Origin of the sequence: Nocardia sp. NBC_00511, from assembly GCF_045161165.1 — a bacterium.
Taxonomy (GTDB): Bacteria; Actinomycetota; Actinomycetes; order Mycobacteriales; family Mycobacteriaceae; genus Nocardia.
In genome coordinates this window covers 7,035,930-7,053,742 of the sequence record NZ_CP107849.1, presented here as the reverse complement: position 1 = coordinate 7,053,742, position 17,813 = coordinate 7,035,930, and the positions used below count along the sequence as shown (strand labels likewise).

General features: G+C 67.1%; 9 protein-coding genes and 1 pseudogene. All 10 read right to left on the bottom strand.

The features are described from left to right. Positions 1–17 precede the first annotated feature (17 nt). The gene (gene pks13 / locus OG300_RS32750; protein ID WP_405487700.1) at positions 18–5,234 is read right to left on the bottom strand and encodes a polyketide synthase Pks13; all 5,217 of its coding nucleotides are present in this window, start codon (positions 5,232–5,234) and stop codon (positions 18–20) included. Between the two features lie 133 nt (positions 5,235–5,367). Further along, the gene (gene fadD32, locus OG300_RS32745; RefSeq protein WP_405487698.1) at positions 5,368–7,290 is read right to left on the bottom strand and encodes a long-chain-fatty-acid--AMP ligase FadD32; all 1,923 of its coding nucleotides are present in this window, start codon (positions 7,288–7,290) and stop codon (positions 5,368–5,370) included. Between the two features lie 477 nt (positions 7,291–7,767). Then, positions 7,768–8,736 (bottom strand): cutinase family protein, encoded by a 969-nt coding sequence (locus tag OG300_RS32740; RefSeq protein ID WP_405487696.1) that lies wholly within the window; start codon positions 8,734–8,736, stop codon positions 7,768–7,770. A 14-nt stretch (positions 8,737–8,750) separates the two neighbouring features. Continuing rightward, complete coding sequence (locus OG300_RS32735; RefSeq protein ID WP_405487694.1) at positions 8,751–9,257, bottom strand: DUF732 domain-containing protein; 507 nt, start codon at positions 9,255–9,257, stop codon at positions 8,751–8,753. 664 nt (positions 9,258–9,921) lie between these two features. Beyond that, positions 9,922–11,718: pseudogene (locus tag OG300_RS32730) on the bottom strand (alpha/beta hydrolase-fold protein); the annotation flags it as partial. Between the two features lie 155 nt (positions 11,719–11,873). Continuing rightward, positions 11,874–12,857: an alpha/beta hydrolase gene (locus tag OG300_RS32725; RefSeq protein ID WP_405498768.1), complete on the bottom strand. Its 984-nt coding sequence runs from the start codon at positions 12,855–12,857 to the stop codon at positions 11,874–11,876. A 148-nt stretch (positions 12,858–13,005) separates the two neighbouring features. Next, entirely contained in the window at positions 13,006–14,373 is a 1,368-nt protein-coding gene (locus OG300_RS32720; RefSeq protein ID WP_405487692.1) for an alpha/beta hydrolase-fold protein, read from the bottom strand. A 118-nt stretch (positions 14,374–14,491) separates the two neighbouring features. Then, positions 14,492–15,532 carry an alpha/beta hydrolase gene (locus OG300_RS32715; RefSeq protein WP_405487690.1) on the bottom strand — a complete coding sequence of 347 codons (1,041 nt, stop codon included), beginning with the start codon at positions 15,530–15,532 and terminating at the stop codon, positions 14,492–14,494. 341 nt (positions 15,533–15,873) lie between these two features. Continuing rightward, positions 15,874–16,767 (bottom strand): cupin-like domain-containing protein, encoded by an 894-nt coding sequence (locus OG300_RS32710; RefSeq protein ID WP_405487688.1) that lies wholly within the window; start codon positions 16,765–16,767, stop codon positions 15,874–15,876. 32 nt (positions 16,768–16,799) lie between these two features. Further along, the gene (locus tag OG300_RS32705; RefSeq protein ID WP_405487686.1) at positions 16,800–17,741 is read right to left on the bottom strand and encodes an alpha/beta hydrolase; all 942 of its coding nucleotides are present in this window, start codon (positions 17,739–17,741) and stop codon (positions 16,800–16,802) included. Positions 17,742–17,813: the final 72 nt, after the last annotated feature.

The following is a 17,813-nucleotide window of genomic DNA, read 5'->3' as shown; positions in this document are numbered from 1 at the left end:
CCCGTTTCGCTATGGCGTTATTTCGCGGCTGTGTCGATCCCCTGAAGCTTACGAGTGAGGTCGGCGCCGATGGTGCCGATTCGCGGCTCGTCGATGATCTGCAGGTGATCGCCCGGCACGTGGATGATCTCCAGATCGCTCAGGTGCTCGTCCCAGCCACCGTTCGGACGCCGGTCACCGAAGCGCGGCTCCAGTTCGATCAGACCGTCGTGGTAGCGGTCGGCCAGGTAAAGGACAACCGGCCCACCGTAATTCGACAGCTCGATCTTCTGCAGTTCGCGGTTCTCGATGAACGAGGTGCGCTGATGCTCGAGCACGCCGCCGGGGATGTTCGCACCGGCGAACTTCACCAGTTCGAGGATGATCTGGATCTGCTCTTCATCCGACGCCGAAGCCAGCTCCTCGAGCTGCTCGTCGTCCAGTTCTCCGTTGAAGCCGTAGGTCTTCTGCGCGAAGGCCTGGTAGCGGCGCATCCGCTCGAGGCGCTCCTCCGGAGTGTTGTTCTCGGGCTCGACCGGAATCGCCAAGTCGATCAGACCGACCAGTCGCACGTCCGCACCCTCGGCACGCATCAACTGCGCGACGGTGAGCGCGAAGACCGCACCCAGCGACCAGCCGTAGAACACGTACGGGCCCTCGGGCTGACGCTTGCGAATCTCCGGAATGTACTGCCGGGCACGCTCTTCGATGGTTCCGTCGACCCGCTCGAATCCGTACATCGGGGTCCCGGCCGGAACCCGCTTCAGCAGCGGCTCGTAGACCAGCGTGTTTCCGCCCGACGGGTGGAACACGAAGACCGGCACCGCATTCGATCCGGCTTCCTTCGCACGCAGCGTGCGCACGAAGCCCTCGACATCGTCACCGTGCTCCTGGTACTCCGCAACCACATCCGAGATCTTCTCGATGGTGGTGCACGGCCGGATCAGCTCCGGATCGATCTGCGCCTTGGCACGTTCCGACAGCCGAGCGACCAGCTTGTCGAAGGTCGCGGCGTCGATCTCGGGCAGCGTGTTGAAGATGCCGCCCGCCGACTTACCGGTGATCAACGCCCAGGTGGCGAACACCAGACGCTCCGGCGCGTTACGCGGCGGGACATTGTCGGCGTCGGTCTCGGCGACCGGCGGGGCCGACTCGATATCGGCCTCGGTGACCGAACCCTGTTCGCCCGCGGCGTCTTCCACGATCTCGGTGGCCTCGGCGACCACATCGCTGGTCACCGCGTCCAGCTCGTCGGCCTTGGTCTGGGCGGTGGTGCCCGTCGACGCCTCCGGCTGCGGCAGCACGGCGACCGGATCCTGACCGGCGGCCAGCGCGGCGCGCGCGGCGGAGATGAAGTCGCCGTCCACGGCGATGTCCTCACCGGCGGCCTGCCGCTTGGCGATGTCCTCGAGCTGATCACGGTGCTCGATGGCGTAGCGCAACACCTTGCCGACCTCGAGCAGGCTCGCGTCCCGGACCGCCTGCAATTGCAGCTGCGGGATGTCGAACTCGTACTCGACGCGGTTCTTGATGCGCATGGCCATCAGCGAATCCAGGCCCAGCTCCATCAGCGGGATCTCCATCGGGAGATCCTCGACGGCGTAGCCCATGGACTCCGCGACGATGATCGCCAGCCGCGCCTCGATGGTCTGGCTGCCGTTGGGATCCCAGCGATCACCCGGATTCTCGACCACCGCGAGCGGGGCGGCAGCGGTGGCAGCGACCGCAACCGGCGCTGCCACAGCGGATTCCGGCAGCGGGGCACCGGAGGTGACCACCGCGTCGAACAGCGACTGGAAGGCGTTGCCCGCCTTGGCGTGCACCGACACCGACGCGCCACCCGGATGCGGGGTGAGCGACGTGGTCAGCGTGCCCGCGGTCGGGATCGCGGCGTGCGCGATGGACGCGCCCACCGTGACGTCCGAAAGCACCTGTGCGGCAGCGGCATGCACCAGCGCGGCCAGATCGGTGACGGCCGCGGCCTGCACCTCCCAGACGTGGCGGCCGTCCGGCAGGGCCACGTGCGCGCCCGGCACCCGGGTGTCGCCCGAACCGCCGAAGCTGCCGGACACCTTGGGCCAGTACTGCTTACGCAGGAACGCGGTGCGCGGCACCGGCGCGTAATCGCCATCGGGCAGCAGCGAGGGCAGGTCCACCTTGTGGCCCTGCACGTAGAGCTGCGCCAGCGCGGAGATGAGGCTGGACGCCTCGTCCTCCTTGCGCTTGAGGGTCGGGATGAGCGCCGCGTTGTGCACGCCCGCCGCGAAAGTCGTTCCCAGCACCTGCATGAGCGCCACCGAGTTCGGGGCGAGCTCCAGGTAGGTGGTGATGCCGGCGTCGACGGCCTGACGGATCGCGTTGGTGAAGTACACCGAACCGCGCATGTTCATGACCCAGTAGTCGACGTCGTGCACCGGCGGGTTGCCCGCCTTGTAGACGGCGGCCTGGTGCACGGTCGAGTACAGGTCGCGCTTGAGCTTGGTCGGCTCCAAACCGGCCAGCTCCGCGGCCAATTCACCCAGCAGCATGTCCATCTGCGAGGTGTGGCCCGCACCGCGGGTCGGCAGCACGCGCGCGAACTTGCCCTCGGACTCGGCGCGCGCCACGATGGCCTGCACCTGATCCGGGACACCGCCGATGACGGTGTTGTTGGGCGCGGCGTAGATCGCCACCTCGATATCGGGGAACTCGGTCTCCTGCAGCTTGGCGATCTCCTCGGCGGAGTACTCCAGCAGCGCCATATTGCGGACCTGGTCGTCGGTGAGCATGGCCTCGCCCTCGGCCATCAGCCGCGACCGAGCGCAGATCACCCGCACCGCGTCCTCCAGCGGCAGGCCGCCGGAGATGTACGCGCCCGCGACCTCACCCTGCGAATGACCCACCACGCCTTCGGGTTCCGCGCCGTGCGCGCGCAACACCGAGGCCAGACCCACCTGAATGGTGAAGGTGCCGACCTGGCCGGTGCCGATGTCCCAGTCCTGCTCGTCGTCGAGGATCATCTCGCGCACCGAGTACCCGGCCTCGTCCACCACCAGCTCGTCGACCTGATCGACGGCCTTGCGGAAGATCGAATTCTCCAGGTAGAGCTTCTTGCCCATCTTGCGATGCTGCGCACCGAAACCGGCCATCACCCAGAGCGCACCGCGCGCCGCCGGGGAGTCCGCGGTGAACACGCCGGTACCCGGCTTGCCCTCCTCGATGGCGCGCAGACCCGCGATCGCTTCCTCGTGCGTGGTCGCGACGACCACACCGCGCGAACGACCGTGGTTGCGCTTGGCCAGCGAACGGGCCACATCCACGAGCGGAGTCGCCTGTCCCGCTTCGGATTCCAGCCAGTCGGCCAGATCCTTGGCGGCGCGCTTGCGACGCGACGGCAGGTAGGCGGAGACCGGGAGGATCAGCGGCAGCGGCTCCTCGCGGGTCCACTCCGGTTCCGGGGCAACGGCTTCGGTGATCGCCTCGGCCTCGGCGACCACATCGGTGGTCTCGTCATCGAGGTCGGCGCGCGCGTCCGCGATCGAGGCAGGTTCGAGTGCGGGGGCGGCGGGCTTGTATTCCTGGATGACCACGTGGGCGTTGGTGCCACCGAAACCGAACCCGGAGACGCCGATGGTGGCGGTGCCGGAGTAGCGCGGGAACTCGGTCGGCTGATCGACAACCTTGAGGTGCGTCTGATCCCACGGGATGAGCGGGTTGGGACCGGCGTAGTTGATGGTCGGCGGAATGACGTTGTGCTCCAACGCCATGATCACCTTCGCGAGGCTGGCGGCACCCGCGCCCGACTCGATGTGACCGAAGTTGGATTTCACCGAGCCCAGCAGCGCGGGCTTGTCGGCATCGCGGCCACGACCGACCACGCGGCCGAGCGCATCCGCCTCGAGCGGGTCGCCCAGCAGGGTGCCGGTGCCGTGCGCTTCGACGTAATCGACGGTGGACGGGGCGATTCCGGCATCCCGGTAGGCCCGGCGCAACACGTCGGCCTGCGCATCGGGGTTCGGCGCCAGCATGCCGTTGGAGCGGCCGTCGCTGTTGACCGCGGAACCCTTGATGACGCCGTAGATCTTGTCGCCGTCACGCTCGGCATCGGCGAGACGCTTGACCACGATCAGGCCCGCGCCCTCCGAGCGGATGAAACCATCGGAATCGGACGAGAACGGCTTGAGGCGACCGTTCTTCGCGAAGACGCCGTTGATCTCGAAGCCCAGAGTCGTGGCCGGGGCCAGGATCAGGTTCACGCCACCGGCGAGCGCGACATCGGCGTCACCGGCACGCAGCGCGCGCACCGCCTCGTGCACCGCCACCAGGGTGGAGGAGCACGCGGTGTCGACGGCCACGGACGGGCCGCGGAAGTCGTAGAAGTAGGAGACGCGGTTGGCGATGATCGCCGAGGACGCACCGGTGAGCAGGTAGCCCTCCGCCGAGATCGGCAGATTCGGATCGCGCGGACCGCCCAGCGCCTGCATGGCGATGTAGGTGAAGTCGTTGGTCGAGGTGCCGACGAAGAACCCGACCTGCTTGCCCTTGAGCTCGTTCGCGGGAATTCGCGCGTGCTCCAAGGCTTCCCAGGTCAGTTCGAGCATGAGCCGCTGCTGCGGATCCATGCGCTCGACCTCGACCGGAGAGTGGGCGAAGAATTCGGCGTCGAAGTCCTTGACGACGTCCTGATCGAGGTAGCCACCCATGGTGTTGGCCTGCTCGACCTGCGCCGCGATCTGTGGATCGGAGAGGAACTCGGCCCAGCGGCCCTCGGGTAGTTCTCGGATCGCGTCACCGCGATTGATCAGGAATTCCCAAGTGGATTCGGGCGTAGTGCCCGCACCGGGCAGACGGGTCGACAGGCCGACGATGGCAATGTCGTGCGCCTCGTTCGGCTGGAAGCCCGCGGTGTAGAACGAGTCGTCGGCCGACTCGGCCGGAAGATCGGGTTCCCCGTTGATGATTCGCTCCGCGAGCGAACCGATCGTCGGATGCTGGTACACGACGGTCGCGTTGAGCAGGACCCCCGTCAGCTCCTCGATATCGCCGCCGAGCGCCAAGGCGTCCCGCGAGGCCAGCCCGAATTCCTCCATCGGCCGGTCCACGGTGATGTTCTCGATCGGCTGACCGGTCGCGTCCGCGACCCAGCGGCGCAACCATTCCCGCAGTTCCGCGACCGATATGTCGGGGGTCGCGGGTTTCGCGGTGGTCGTGCCGTCGGCGCCACCAGCAAGGTTCTCGGTCGTCTGGGTGGGGGACGTGCCCTCGTTCTCAGCCATCAGTTCCTCAAGCTACCTGTCTGCGTCCGGTGGGCGGCAAAATTGTCGAGAATCTCGCCGTTGCACTCAGTTGCTGCATGCACGAATGGCGCGAGCCGAACCAGCTCGCGCCATTCACCGTGAGACGGTCGTCTCACTCCTCGACTGGTGCATCGGGGAAGTTCTGCTGCGTGTAACCACCACGCAGAGTTCCTTCCAGATACGCGGCCTTGCAGGCACGCCGGGCGATCTTGCCGCTGGAGGTACGCGGGATGGAACCCGCGGGCACCAGCAGAATGTCACGCGCGGTGACGCCGTGCCGGGAGGAGATCGCCGCGCGGACCGCGTCCGCGATCGGCAGCGGGTCGGCCTTTCCGGCGCCCGGGCCACGCTCGGCGACGATGACCAGCTGCTCGCTGGCGTCGTCGGCGTCGTAGCTCAGACCCGAATGGCTGTCCTGGGCAAAGACATCGGCGGGCAGCTGGTTGGCCGGGACCGCGAAGGCCGCGAGGAAGCCCGGACGCAGCGCCTTGGACGACTCCTCCGCGGAGAACTCCAGATCCTGCGGGTAGTGGTTGCGGCCGTCCACGATCACCAGGTCCTTGACGCGACCGGTGATGTAGAGCTCGCCGTCCACGTAGACGCCGTAATCGCCGGTGCGCAGCCAGTTTCCGTCGGCCGGGACCTCCTGCGCGTGGCTGCCGGACTCGAGCCGGTTGGTGAGCCGGTTGCGGAAGGTGCTCTGAGTTTCCTCGGCGCGACCCCAGTAACCGATGCCGATGTTGTTGCCGTGCAACCAGATCTCGCCGACCTGACCGTCGTTGAGCTCACGAGCCCCCGCCGGATCCTCGACCGTCTCCGGGTCCACGATGGTGGCCCACTGCGACAGCGCGACATAGCCGCAGGAAACCTGGGCGATGGCGTTGTCGGTGCCCTGCTCGACCTTGACCACGCGACCGGCATTGAGCTCGTAGCGGTCGACGTAGATGACCTTGGCCTCGTCCTCGTGCCGGGTGGCCGACACGAACAGGGTGGCCTCGGCCATGCCGTAGCAGGGCTTGATGGCGGTCTTGGGCAGGCCGTACGGCGCGAACGCCTCGTTGAACCTCTTCATCGAGGTGACCGTCACCGGCTCGGAGCCGTTGATCAGGCCGAGCACGTTGGACAGGTCCAGCGCCTCACCGGGCTTGGGCAGACCGCGCACGGCGGCATGCTCGAACGCGAAATTCGGTGCGGCGGCGAACGTTCCGGCGCCGTCGGAGACCGCGGCCAGCTCGTTGATCCAGCGTGCCGGACGACGCACGAACGAGGCGGGCGACATGATGGTGATGTACTTGCCGCCCACGGCGGGCAGGATCACCGTCAGCAGACCCATGTCGTGGTAGAGCGGCAGCCAGGTGACGCCGCGCGAATTCCAGTTCAGATCCAGCGCGTTCACCATCTGCAGCACGTTGGTGCCGACGGCGCGGTGGGTGATCTCGACGCCCGCGGGCACCCGGGTGGAACCTGAGGTGTACTGCAGGTAGGCGATGTCGTCGACCGCGATGTCCGGGCGGATCCAGGATTCGCCGACGCTGTCGGGAATCGCGTCCACCGCGATGATGCGCGGACGCTGGGCAGCGGGCAGCGACCGGAAGAACTGCCGGACACCAGCCGCCGAAGAGCTCGCGGTGAGGATCGCCGAGGGCGTGCAGTCGCCGAGGACCGCGTGCAGGCGGTCGCTGTGCCCGGGCTCGTCCGGGTCGAACAGCGGCACCGAGATGGTGCCCGCGTAGATGGCGGCGAAGAAGGAGATGACGTAATCGAGTCCCTGTGGGGCCAGGATCGCGACTCGGTCGCCGCGCTTGGTCACCTGCTGCAGTCGGGCGGCCACCGCGCGCAGCCGGGTGCCGAACTGACTCCATGTCAGGTCCTGATACTCACCGTCGCGCTCGCGTGAGTAGTCGATGTAGCGGTACGCCAGATCATCTGCGTCGTTACCGGCGGTGTGCGTCTCGACGTAGTCGACGAGGGTGCGTCCCTCGGGAATCGTGATGTTCCCCGTCTCGTCGAGGTAATCGTCGAAAGTCTCGTCCATTCCTTCTTCTCCTCCGAGGCACACGCGGCATGAGACGGCAGCAATGCCGCTGTACCTGTGAGGCCTCGACTGTGTTCGCCCGCGGTGGCTCCAGAAGAGCCGGCCTGCAGAATTGTGTTGCGGTCTGCGCGGTGACCGTCTATTGGCTAGATGTTCTCGAGCCAGAGACATGTTACAGAGAGGCAGTTCGACCATGCTTCGGTGCAGTCGAACATCTCCCAGCTCACACCTCTGTGCTATCAGATCACCGGGGGGAATGCCTCCAAATGGGTGGGTATGACCTCACGTAGGACACAACAAGGACATGGATGTGAGTTGCCGCACCCACCGGGTCTCGGCAGTGTCGCAATCCCGGAGCACTTTACCGGGTGACCCCCAAACTGGGGGGTCGGTCGGTGTGGGTCACAAAAGCGCTTGTCGGCCAATGAAAACCGAGCACCCGCTCACGGTCTCCGACCGGCGCGCGGGTGCCCGGGACTAGGAGTGCGCGGGGTGTGGAGCGTTGTCGATGAGACCGGAAGCCCAGTTGACGGTCCACTCGGTGGCGGTGGTCCCGTTGTCGTCCACCTTGTAGCCGTTGTAGAGGCTGTGCACCGGATTGCCCGCCGCCCGCACCAGGGTGTTGACGCTGCCCAGGATGTTCAGGGGACTGAGCGCCTGCTTCGGCGCATCGCAGATCAGATCGCCCGGCGCGCAGATGGTGAAGGTGCGCCCGGCCAGCGCGCCGAAGCCGCCGCGCGGACCGGTCATGGTGATGCCCGGAACGTTGAGGCCCTTGAGCGCCACCTCCGCGCCCACCCCGGGCGGGGTCGGGCCGATCTCCGCGGCCTCGCCCGGATCACCGGTGTCGCGACGGCCGTCGGCGATGGTGGTCACGCCCAGCACCAGATCCTGCGGCACCGGACCCTTGCCCGCGCCGATCTGCGCGGCGATGTCACCGACGATCACCGCGCCCTGCGAGAAGCCCACCAAAACATAAGAGGTGAGCGGACATTGGTTGGCGGTCGCGGCCAGCTTCTCGGTGGCGCGCTTGGTGCCCTCCGAGCGGCTGTCGTTGTAGGAGGTCTGCCCGTCCGGCGGGATCGCGACCGGGTTCGAGAACTGCGCGACATAGGGAACGGTGTAGACCTCGACGCGCTCGTTGGGGAACTTCTCGCGCAGCGGGTTGGAGATATTGAGCATCAGCGACGCCGGATTGGCGGTCGGGTTGTAGGGGTCGTCGTTGCTGTTGGACTCCCAGGTGCCCGGCGCCGACAGCATCAGCACATCCGGGCACGAGGCCGGTTGCGAACTGGGCCGGGTCGGACCGGGCGGCTTCGGTCCCGGCAGGCGCAGCCGACCAGCCAGCAGGTACCACAGCAGCAGGGCCAGGATCACCACCAGCGCGATCGCGGCCAACGCGAGCAGCAGGCAGCCCGCCGGCCGCCGCCGACGTCCCGCTCCCATCCGGCGTCGTGTCGTCACTTGGTGCAGTAACTCTTCGAGGCGACGTCGTAGTAGATCTTGCCCGCCTGCTCGACCGACATCTTGGACGGATCGAAGGACGGATCGGAACCGGCGATCGCGGTCACGTAGGTGATGATCTGATCCTGCGGCGCGTTCTCCGACTTACCCTGGCAGACCAGATTGGCCGCGGTCAGCGCGATATCCGAGGAACCCGGGGTGAGCCCGGCCTTCTTCAGATCATCGAGGAACGCCTTGTCCTTGTCGCTGAGCGCGGGCGAACCGCTCGGCGGCGCGAGGAACTGGCTCGGCACCGGCGCCGGCCGCTCCTGACTGGAGGTGACGCTCGGCGCGCCCGCGTCCCCGCCCTGCGGCGCGGGCGTATCGGTGCTCGTGGCGTCCGGAGCCGCGGTGGTGGAGGTAGCGGCGGCGGCTTTCGTCGTGGTCAGTGTGGGCGTGCTCTTCGCGGTCGAATCGTTGCTACCGCAGGCGGCGAGCAGTCCGGTGGCGGCGAGTGCGGCCACTACGCCGAATACCTTTCCACGGGTCCCGTGCATCTAATCGTTTCCATATCTGTCCAAGGGCAAGGTCGCCCCCAGGCTAGCCGCAACCCGAACCTTCGTCGCCGAGTCACACACGAACCTCATCGTCTTCTCAGTACCTTTTGGCCCCTCCGCTTCGCTCCGGGGCCGGGTTTGCGGCGCCTGAGTCTCGTTCTTCCCTCCCTCCGCTCCGCCGCTTCGCTCCCCCGCTCCACTCAGTCCAGAACGAGACGCGCCGCAAACAGTAGGGAGTTGCTATGGGAGGAAGTGTTGGAACATTCCATCAATTCGGTCGAACCTCCGGACCCAGGGCCGGTATAGGCGGCGGCTGAGGCGGGTCGGCAGGTTGCGGATCGGGTGTGGGCTGGGGAGCGACCGTTGATTCCGGTGCGGGAACAGGAGCCGATTCCGGTGCGGGAGCGGGGGTTTGCGTGACCGTGGGCTGGGGTGCGACAGGTTGCGGTGCGGCGGCCGGTTGCGGTGCGCCGGGCTGCGGGAACCCGGGGATCGGGAGCGCCGGTAGCGGGATGATCGGCTGCGCCGCCGGTGCCGCCGCGGGCTGCGGCTGGGCGGCTGCCTGCTGCGGGTCGGGCCGGGGCGCTTCGATGACGGGGATCGGGATGGGCCTGCCGTCGAGGGTCGCGGCCTGGGCCTTGCCGTCGCGGATCGTCATGACGCCGCCCTGGAAGGTCTGCTGGGTGCCACCGGGGATCGGGCTCTCGTCCGAGAGCGGGAAGCCGAGCGGACCGTTCTCGAATCCCGTTGCGCCCCAGGCGTCCATGATCGGGCCGTTGCGGACGCCCCAGGTTCCCGACAGCGGACTCCAGTAGATATTGCCGCCTTCGAAGCGGGACAGCCGACCCAGATCCTTGACGCCCGCTTCACCCGCGACCGGGAATCCGTAAGGGCTGTTCTCGAATCCGAGCTGCCCGTACTTGGCCAGGATCAGACCCTGCACCAGGTGGGTGCCGGTCTTGGCGCTGTAGTACATGGGCCCGTTCTCGAAGGCCTGCACCGCGCCGTCACGGGTGGGGGTGCGGGCTTCCTGACCGGTGGGGTATCCGGCGGGGCCGCGTTCGAAGCCCTGCTTGGACCATTCGTCGAAGATGGCTCCGCGCAGCGCGTTCGCGCCGGTCTGCGGAGTCCAGTAGACCGCGCCGTGCTCGAAGCTCTGCCAGCGCCCGCGATTGTCCGGCAGCGCGCGTTCGACGCTGACCGGGTAGCCCAAACCGCTTGCCGCGCTGCCCAATCCGGCGTAGCTGCCGCCGATCGCGCCCGCGATCGGCTGGGCGCCGGTGGCCGGTGAGTAGAGCACCCGGCCGCCCGTGAAGTCCTGCGCGACACCGCCGCCCGCCTGCTGATACTCCCCGCCGAGACAATTGCCGAGCCAGCTGTTGCCGCCCACGATTCCCGCGATCGCGCCGCCGACCCGGCAGTCGGTGAGGCTGGCGTCCACGCCCAGCGCGGTCGCGGCCTGCGCCCAGGACTGCCGCATCTCGAAGTCCCAGTACGGCCACGAGTGGGTGCCCGAGGGCCGGTAGCTCACCGAGACCGGAATGTTCAGCTTGTTGAGCTTGGCCACGAAGTTCTGCGAGCTCAGCCGGGACAGCACCTCGAGGCCCATGCCCGCATAGTTGCTGGAGATGCCCGGGACGTCCGAGAGCGGATCGGTGCTGCCGGCGGTCCCGCTGCCGCTGGACACGTAGAGCGCGATGCCCTTGAGCTTGTCGGCCAGTTCGTAGGGATCGTGTTCCTTCCAGGCCGGGCTGCTGGGCGGCCCGAACATGGACTTGGCGTCGAAGCCGCCGGCGTTGTGCACGGCGAAATCCACCATCTGCGGCATGCCGAGGGTGGTGAGGTTGAGGAAGCCCGAGTAGGAGGCAGCCTGGCGAACCCAGCCGGGATTGCGAGCGGCCAGCATCATGGCCGCGGTGCCGCCCATCGACAGGCCCTCCACGCCCCGCACCTCGGTGGCCCGCCACTGCGATTCCAGCAGTGGCGGAAGTTCCTTGACCAGGAAGGTTTCCCACTTGTAGTTGTGCCCGTTGTCGTTCTCGAGCCAGTCGGTGTAGAAGCTGGACTGGCCGCCGATGGGCAGCACCACCAGGGCGTTCTTGTCCGCGTAGAAGCCGGCCGCGCCCGCATCCTTGGTCCAGCCGCTCTCGTCGTCGGTGGCGCGCAGGCCGTCGAGCATGAACAGCACCGGGAACCTGGCGTCCGGCTTGGTGTTCCAGTCACGCGGCAGCAACAGCTGTACCTGGATGGGCGAGCCGGAAGACGGCGAGTTCACCCACATGGCCACCCGGCGGTCGGTCAGCCAGGTGATCTTCTGAACGGTGGCGGCGGGGGCCGAGTCGGGGGCGGCCACGGCGCCACCCGCTCCCGAAGAAATGCTCGCTGCCAGCGGTAATACCGCCGCTGCGGCGAATGCCATCCAGCGCATCCGCCTGCGTTTGGTCCCACTGACAACTCCAGCCACACAAGTGTTGTACCCCCGCCGACCGCCTACTCCGGGTATGACACACGGAAATCAGACAACAACAGCAAACGACCAGTTTCCTGTCCGCATGCTGAGACGGGGGTGCGGACGAGCGTTTCTCAGGCCCCCAGGGCGGCCAGGATGTCGGGGCGCGCGGCCGCCAATTGGTCCTGCCAGTACCCCCAGGAGTGCGTGCCGTTGACCGGCAGGTTGAAGTGCGCGCCGATGCCCAGCTGGTTCATCCGGGCCATGAACGACACCGTGTTGACCATCGAGAGGGCTTCCAGGGCAACGGCATTGACGGTGTTGAACATCCCGATCGGGGAATCCGGATTGTCGTGCGCGCCGAGCACGCCCGCGGACGCGGAGATGTACATGGGCAGGTTGCGCAGTTGCGGCGCGAAAACGAACGGGTCCATGCGCAGCCAGGCGGGACTCCACGGCCAAGCCATCGAATCCACGTTGAAGCGGCCGGCGCTGAGCATGGCGATCCGGATGGCCTCCCGCATGCCGGGTGCGGAGATATTGAGGTACCCGGAGAACGAGGAGGCGTGCTTGAACTGATCGCGGTGATAGGCGGCCAGCGCCAGGGCCGCCGACCCACCCATGGAAAGCCCCGCGATCGCGTTCTTGGTTCGGGAGACGCCGTAGCCCTCCAGGAAGGCGGGCAGTTCCTCGGTCAGGAAGGTCTCCCACCGGTAGGTGGTCTTCTGCCCGTTGGTGTTCGAGGGCACGCGCCAGTCGGTGTAGAAGCTGGACTGGCCGCCGACCGGCATCACCAGGGTGATGTTGTCGTTGGCGAACTGCTGCAGGGCGTTGGTCTCGAACGTCCAGGCATTGAAGTCCTCACGGGCACGCAGCCCGTCGAGCAGGTAGAGGGCCCCGTCGCCGCCGTGCGCGGCCCACTGCACTTGGACTTTGACCGGTCCCATGCTGGACGGGACCATCAGCTCTTCGAATCCGCCCTGCAGGGCGCGATGTGGCGGATGGACGGGCATCGCCAGAGCCGGGGCCGCGAGCGTGGGCAGTGCGATGACAGCCGCGGCGACCGCGAGCGCGCGCCGCCAGCCGCGGCGCGCGCGGGCCGGGATGGATGTGTGAATCGAGCCGACTTGCGGGCATGACGAAGCGCCCTGTACTGCCATGAGATCGATCTCCTGAACCGCAGGGGGGAACCACACCGACGTGACGGGCGTCACGGACAACGCAGGACTCTACAGCCGTTCCGGAGGTAACTGGCGGGTATCCCGTTCAGGTGGCGTGTATCTCGGCCTTGCCGTCGTGGAAGACGATGGTGCCGTGTTGAAATCCCTGCTGCACTCCGCCTGAAATGGGTGTTTCGTCGGAGGTGGGAAAGCCGAGAGCTCCGGCGGGTCCTGCCGCGCCCTCGTACGCGCCGCCGATCATGCCGCCCACCGCATGCGCCCCGCTACCCGCGGACCACAGCACCCGACCGCTCCGGAAGTCCTGCGCCACACCACCGGCCAGTGCGTACTCTCCGGTCAGGCACTCGCCCAGCCACGTCTTCGCCAGGGACACAGGCAGAATCGCGCCCGCCGAGGCGCAGTCCGGTTTCGCGGCTTCGACACCGAGCGCCGATGCCGCCTGCGGCCAGGCCTGCCGCATCTCGAAATCCCAGTAGGGCCACGAGTGGGTACCCGAGGGCCGGTAGTTCACCTGCACCGGAATGCTGAGTTTGTTCAGCTTGGCCACGAATTGCTGGGTTGTGAAGCGCGACAGCACTTCCAGCGCCATACCCTGCCAGTTGGTGCTCACGCCGGGAATACCGGACGGAATGTCGTAGACGCCCGCCAGGCCGCTGCCGCTGGACACGTAGACACTCAGGCCCTTGAGCTTCTCGGCCAGCTCGTACGGATCGTGGGCGGCCCACTCGCCATCGGTGGGCGGGCCGAACATGGCGTCGGCGTTGTAGCCCCCCGCTTCGCGCATGGCGTACGCGATCGCCTGCGGCATACCGAGAGTGGTGAGGGTGAGCAGTCCGGAGAAGGAGGCGGCGTAGCGCGCGAATCCGGGATTGCGACCGGCCAGCATCATGGCCGCGCTGCCGCCCATCGACACTCCGGTCAGGCCGCGCACGTTGGTGGTGCGCCAGTCCTTGTCGAGCAGGGGCGGTAATTCCTTGGTGAGGAAGGTTTCCCAGCGGTAGTTCTTGCCGCTGTCCGGCTTCTTCCAGTCGGCGTAGAAGCTCGCGGCCCCGCCCACCGGCAACACCACTGTGATGTTCTTGTCGGCGTAGAAGTCCTGCGCCCCCGCGTCTTTCGTCCATCCGCTCTGATCCTCGGTGGCGCGCAGCCCGTCGAGCATCATGAGCACCGGGAATCTGGCGTCCGGCTTGACATTCCAGTCTCTGGCCAGCAACAACTGGACCTGTATTCGAGTGCCCATGGCGGGTGAGTCCACCCACAGGGCGACCCGTCTATCGCTGAGCCACACCACATTTCGGATCGCCGGCTTATCCGTCGGAGCCACCGGTGGGCCGGTCGGCGGCGCCGCCCCCGGATCGGCCACCGCGGTTCCGCCCACCAGCACTGCTGTCGTGGCCACCGCGAACACGGCCAGCGCCGTGCGACCGCGTCTCCCCCATCTACCAACTGCCACAGCTGTCACAGTAGTTTTCTACCGCGTCGCGGTGAATCATGGGGAGCCATAAAAGAACCGGCCACCCCGTAGGGTGGCCGGTTCATTCGTTTCCGCTATGGCGGGCAGTGCTTATCGGTCAGGCGAGACCGAGCGCGCTGAGCATCTGCGGCCGGGCCTTGACCAGCTCGTCGTGCCAGTAGCCCCACTTGTGGGTGCCGGTTCCGGCGAAGTCGAACTGGGCCGGAACGTTGAGCTGGCCCAGACGCGCCTGGAACGCGCGGGTGTTCACCATCGACAGCGCCTCGAGTGCGATGGCGTTGCCGGTGTTGAAAACATCAGCGGCGGAACCGATGCCGTCGTAGCGACCGGGGACACCGTTGCCCGCCGAGATGTACATCGGCAGGTTCTTCAGCTGCGGCGCGAACACGAACGGGTCCATGCGCAACCAGGCCGGGCTCCACGGCGCGGCCATGGAATCCACGTTGAAACGGCCTGCGCTCAGCATCGCGAGGCGGATGGCCTCACGCATGCCCGGCGCGGACAGGTTCAGGTAGCCCGACATCGAGGTGGCCTGCTTGAACATGTCGCGGTGGTAAGCGGCCAGCATGAGCGCGGCCGAGCCACCCATCGACAGCCCCGCGATGGCGACGTTGGTGCGTGAAACACCGTATCCGGCAAGGAAGTCGGGAAGCTCCTTGGTGAGGAACGACTCCCACCGGTAGGTGTACTTCTGACCGTTGGTGTTGGACGGTGACACCCAGTCCGCGTAGAAGCTGGACTGGCCGCCGACGGGCATGATGACGTTCACGTCGTCGTTGGCGAAGATGCCGGGGGCGTCGCCCTCGTCGGCATTGGCCCACGCGCTGTGATCATCCTGGGCGCGCATGCCGTCGAGCATGTAGACGGCGGAGCTGCCACCGTTCTTGGCCCACTGCACCTGGACTTTGATCGGGCCCATCGTGCTGGGCACCATCAACTCTTCGAAGCTACCCGGGGCGCCGCGATGCATCGGACCGAACGCCGGAGCGGCCGAGGCGATGGACGGGACGGCCAGGGAGGCGGTCGGGACGGAGAGTGCCACCGCGGTGGCGGTGGCGGCGACGAGTCGTGTGCGCCAACCGCTTTGCGCACGGCGTCGCGAAGACACTCCCGGCACGGCGGACCTGCCGAAACGCATGGATACTGCTCCTTCTCTACCACAGCGCTGCGCTGCTGCGATGTCTTAAGTTGTCGATCGCGCGTGCGTGCACGGCGATTAGCCATGGCGATCACTGCGATCAATGTTCACAACGAATCCCGACGCTCCGCTGTGAACGAATTGCGGCCATGGCTCCCGTTTTGCACTGGTGCTCGCTGGAGACTATTCGACGCTCGGAGCGATTGGCAAGGTCACCCAAATGGGTGGCCGATTTCAACCGTCCCGTCGCAGCCGCAACCGCCCGAAGACCTTATCGCGATTCAAACACGATGTCTCGTCGACCGGAATCAGCTTGCGCCCGAACGAATCCCCCGTGAACACTATTGCCCCGGCGTCTTCCCGAGTCGGGCGCGCTTCGCCAACTCGGTTGCCTGGTAGCGCAGTCCCCACCAGCCCTGGGTACCGATCGCGGAAGCCAATTCCCTGGTCTCAGACAGTGAGTCCACCGAGTTCCACCAGAAGTTCAGGGAGACGGCTGTTTCCACCGTCTCCACCGCATGCCACCAGCGTCGCGGAATGTAGAGCAGATCGCCGGGGTGCAGCGTGACCTCGTGACGTGCCCCGTTCACTTCCGGGTACAGCGGGAACTGTGCGGTATCGACGCCACCGAATACGTCCAGCCGAGAGCAGAACGGCATCGGGCCGTGACGGTCCGGATATAGGCCGTAGCCGAGAAAATCCGGATAGAGGAACAGCTTCTTGACGCCGCGTATCTGGATCAGGAAGTTGTCACTGAGGTCGTAGTGCAGGTGCGTCTTGCAGCCGGTCGCACCCAGCCAGAAGTTGCTTTGCAGCACGAACTGCAGGGAGTTGAGCAGCGATAGTTCGCCGATGTCCCCGAGCAGTCCGGGGAAGGTGCGGCGCAGGGACTGCTGCAGGACGTAGTGCCCGGCGCCCGCGGGCGAGTCGATCAGGGCGGCGGCCTCGGCGAAGGGCATCAGCTTCGTGGTCGCGGCCTCGGCGGGTGAGACGAAACGCTCGCTGGCGCTGTGCCGCACCCGCACGACGCGTTCCCCGGTCTGCCGGGTCAGATAGTCGAGGTCCCATTGCCTGGCGGGCCAGGCGTCGATGGCCCCTTTCACCACGACGGGATATTTGTGCCGGAAGTACGCGGCGTGGAAGCGCTCGCGGGCGGTGGCGTCGAAGGTCATCACCGGTACGGAGGTCACCGTCGGCGTGGTGTCGCTGCTGTTTGTCGGCAAGGTGAAATCCATTTCTTATCAGTGTTTTTCGAGATATATCCCACTCATAGGCGCAGTGCTCGGGCCAGCACCGGCCAGGAATCGGCGAAATCATCGGCCCAGTACGCCCAGATGTGGGTGCCGTGGCTGCGGAAGTTCGTGGTCGCGGGGATCCCCAGTTCCCCCAGTCGATCGGCGAACTGCACCGTGCACTGATGTGCGGCCAGTTCGATCGGCACGCCCAGGGCGAGCACCTCGCCGATGCGTGCGGACTCCGCGGCCTCGTAGTCGCTGAGCACTCCGTTGCCGACCGAGACGTAGATGTCCTTGCCCCGCAGGGCATCCGCGTGCGCGAGCACGTCGTGGTCGGCCCAGGCGGGATCGGCCGGGCCGCCGAACATATTGCCGGGGTCGCCGCCGAGGCCGGTCACCACGCCACGCATCTGCGCTTGGCCCTCGACGCCGGTGGAGGTGTAGCAGCCGCTGTAGGCCGCGACGCCGCGGTAGAGCCGGGGGGCGCGTTCGGCCAGCATCATCGCGCCCTGCGCGCCCATCGAGACGCCGGCGATCGCATCGATGCCGTTGCCCTCGAAGGCCGCGTCGATGAGCGGTGGCAGTTCCCGGGTCAGGAAGGTTTCCCACTTGTTCACGCCGAGACCGGGATCGGTGCGCTCCCAGTCGGTGAAGTAGCTGCCCGCGCCGCCGAGGGTGAAGACCACGTTCACGGGTTTGCCCTCGATGACGTTCATCGCGCGTCCCTGTCGCAGCCAGCTGCCGTCACCGTAGGCCCGGCCGCCGTCGAGCATGTACAGCGTCGGCCGGGATGCGTCGCGGTCGCGCGGGGTGGACACCAGGACCTGCACCGAACCCATCTCCGGCGTGTCCACGTACACCCGCGACAGGGTGTCGCTCATCGGCACGATGTCGGTGATGTGCGCGGTCGATGCGGGGTCCGCGCCGGCGGCCGGTGCGGTGGCCACCGCGGTGCCCGCGCCGACCCAGACCACCAGGGCTAGCAGGAGCGATGGGCAGTGTCTACGCGCGGAAATCATTCGCGAGTCCCCGAATTTCGATCGTCG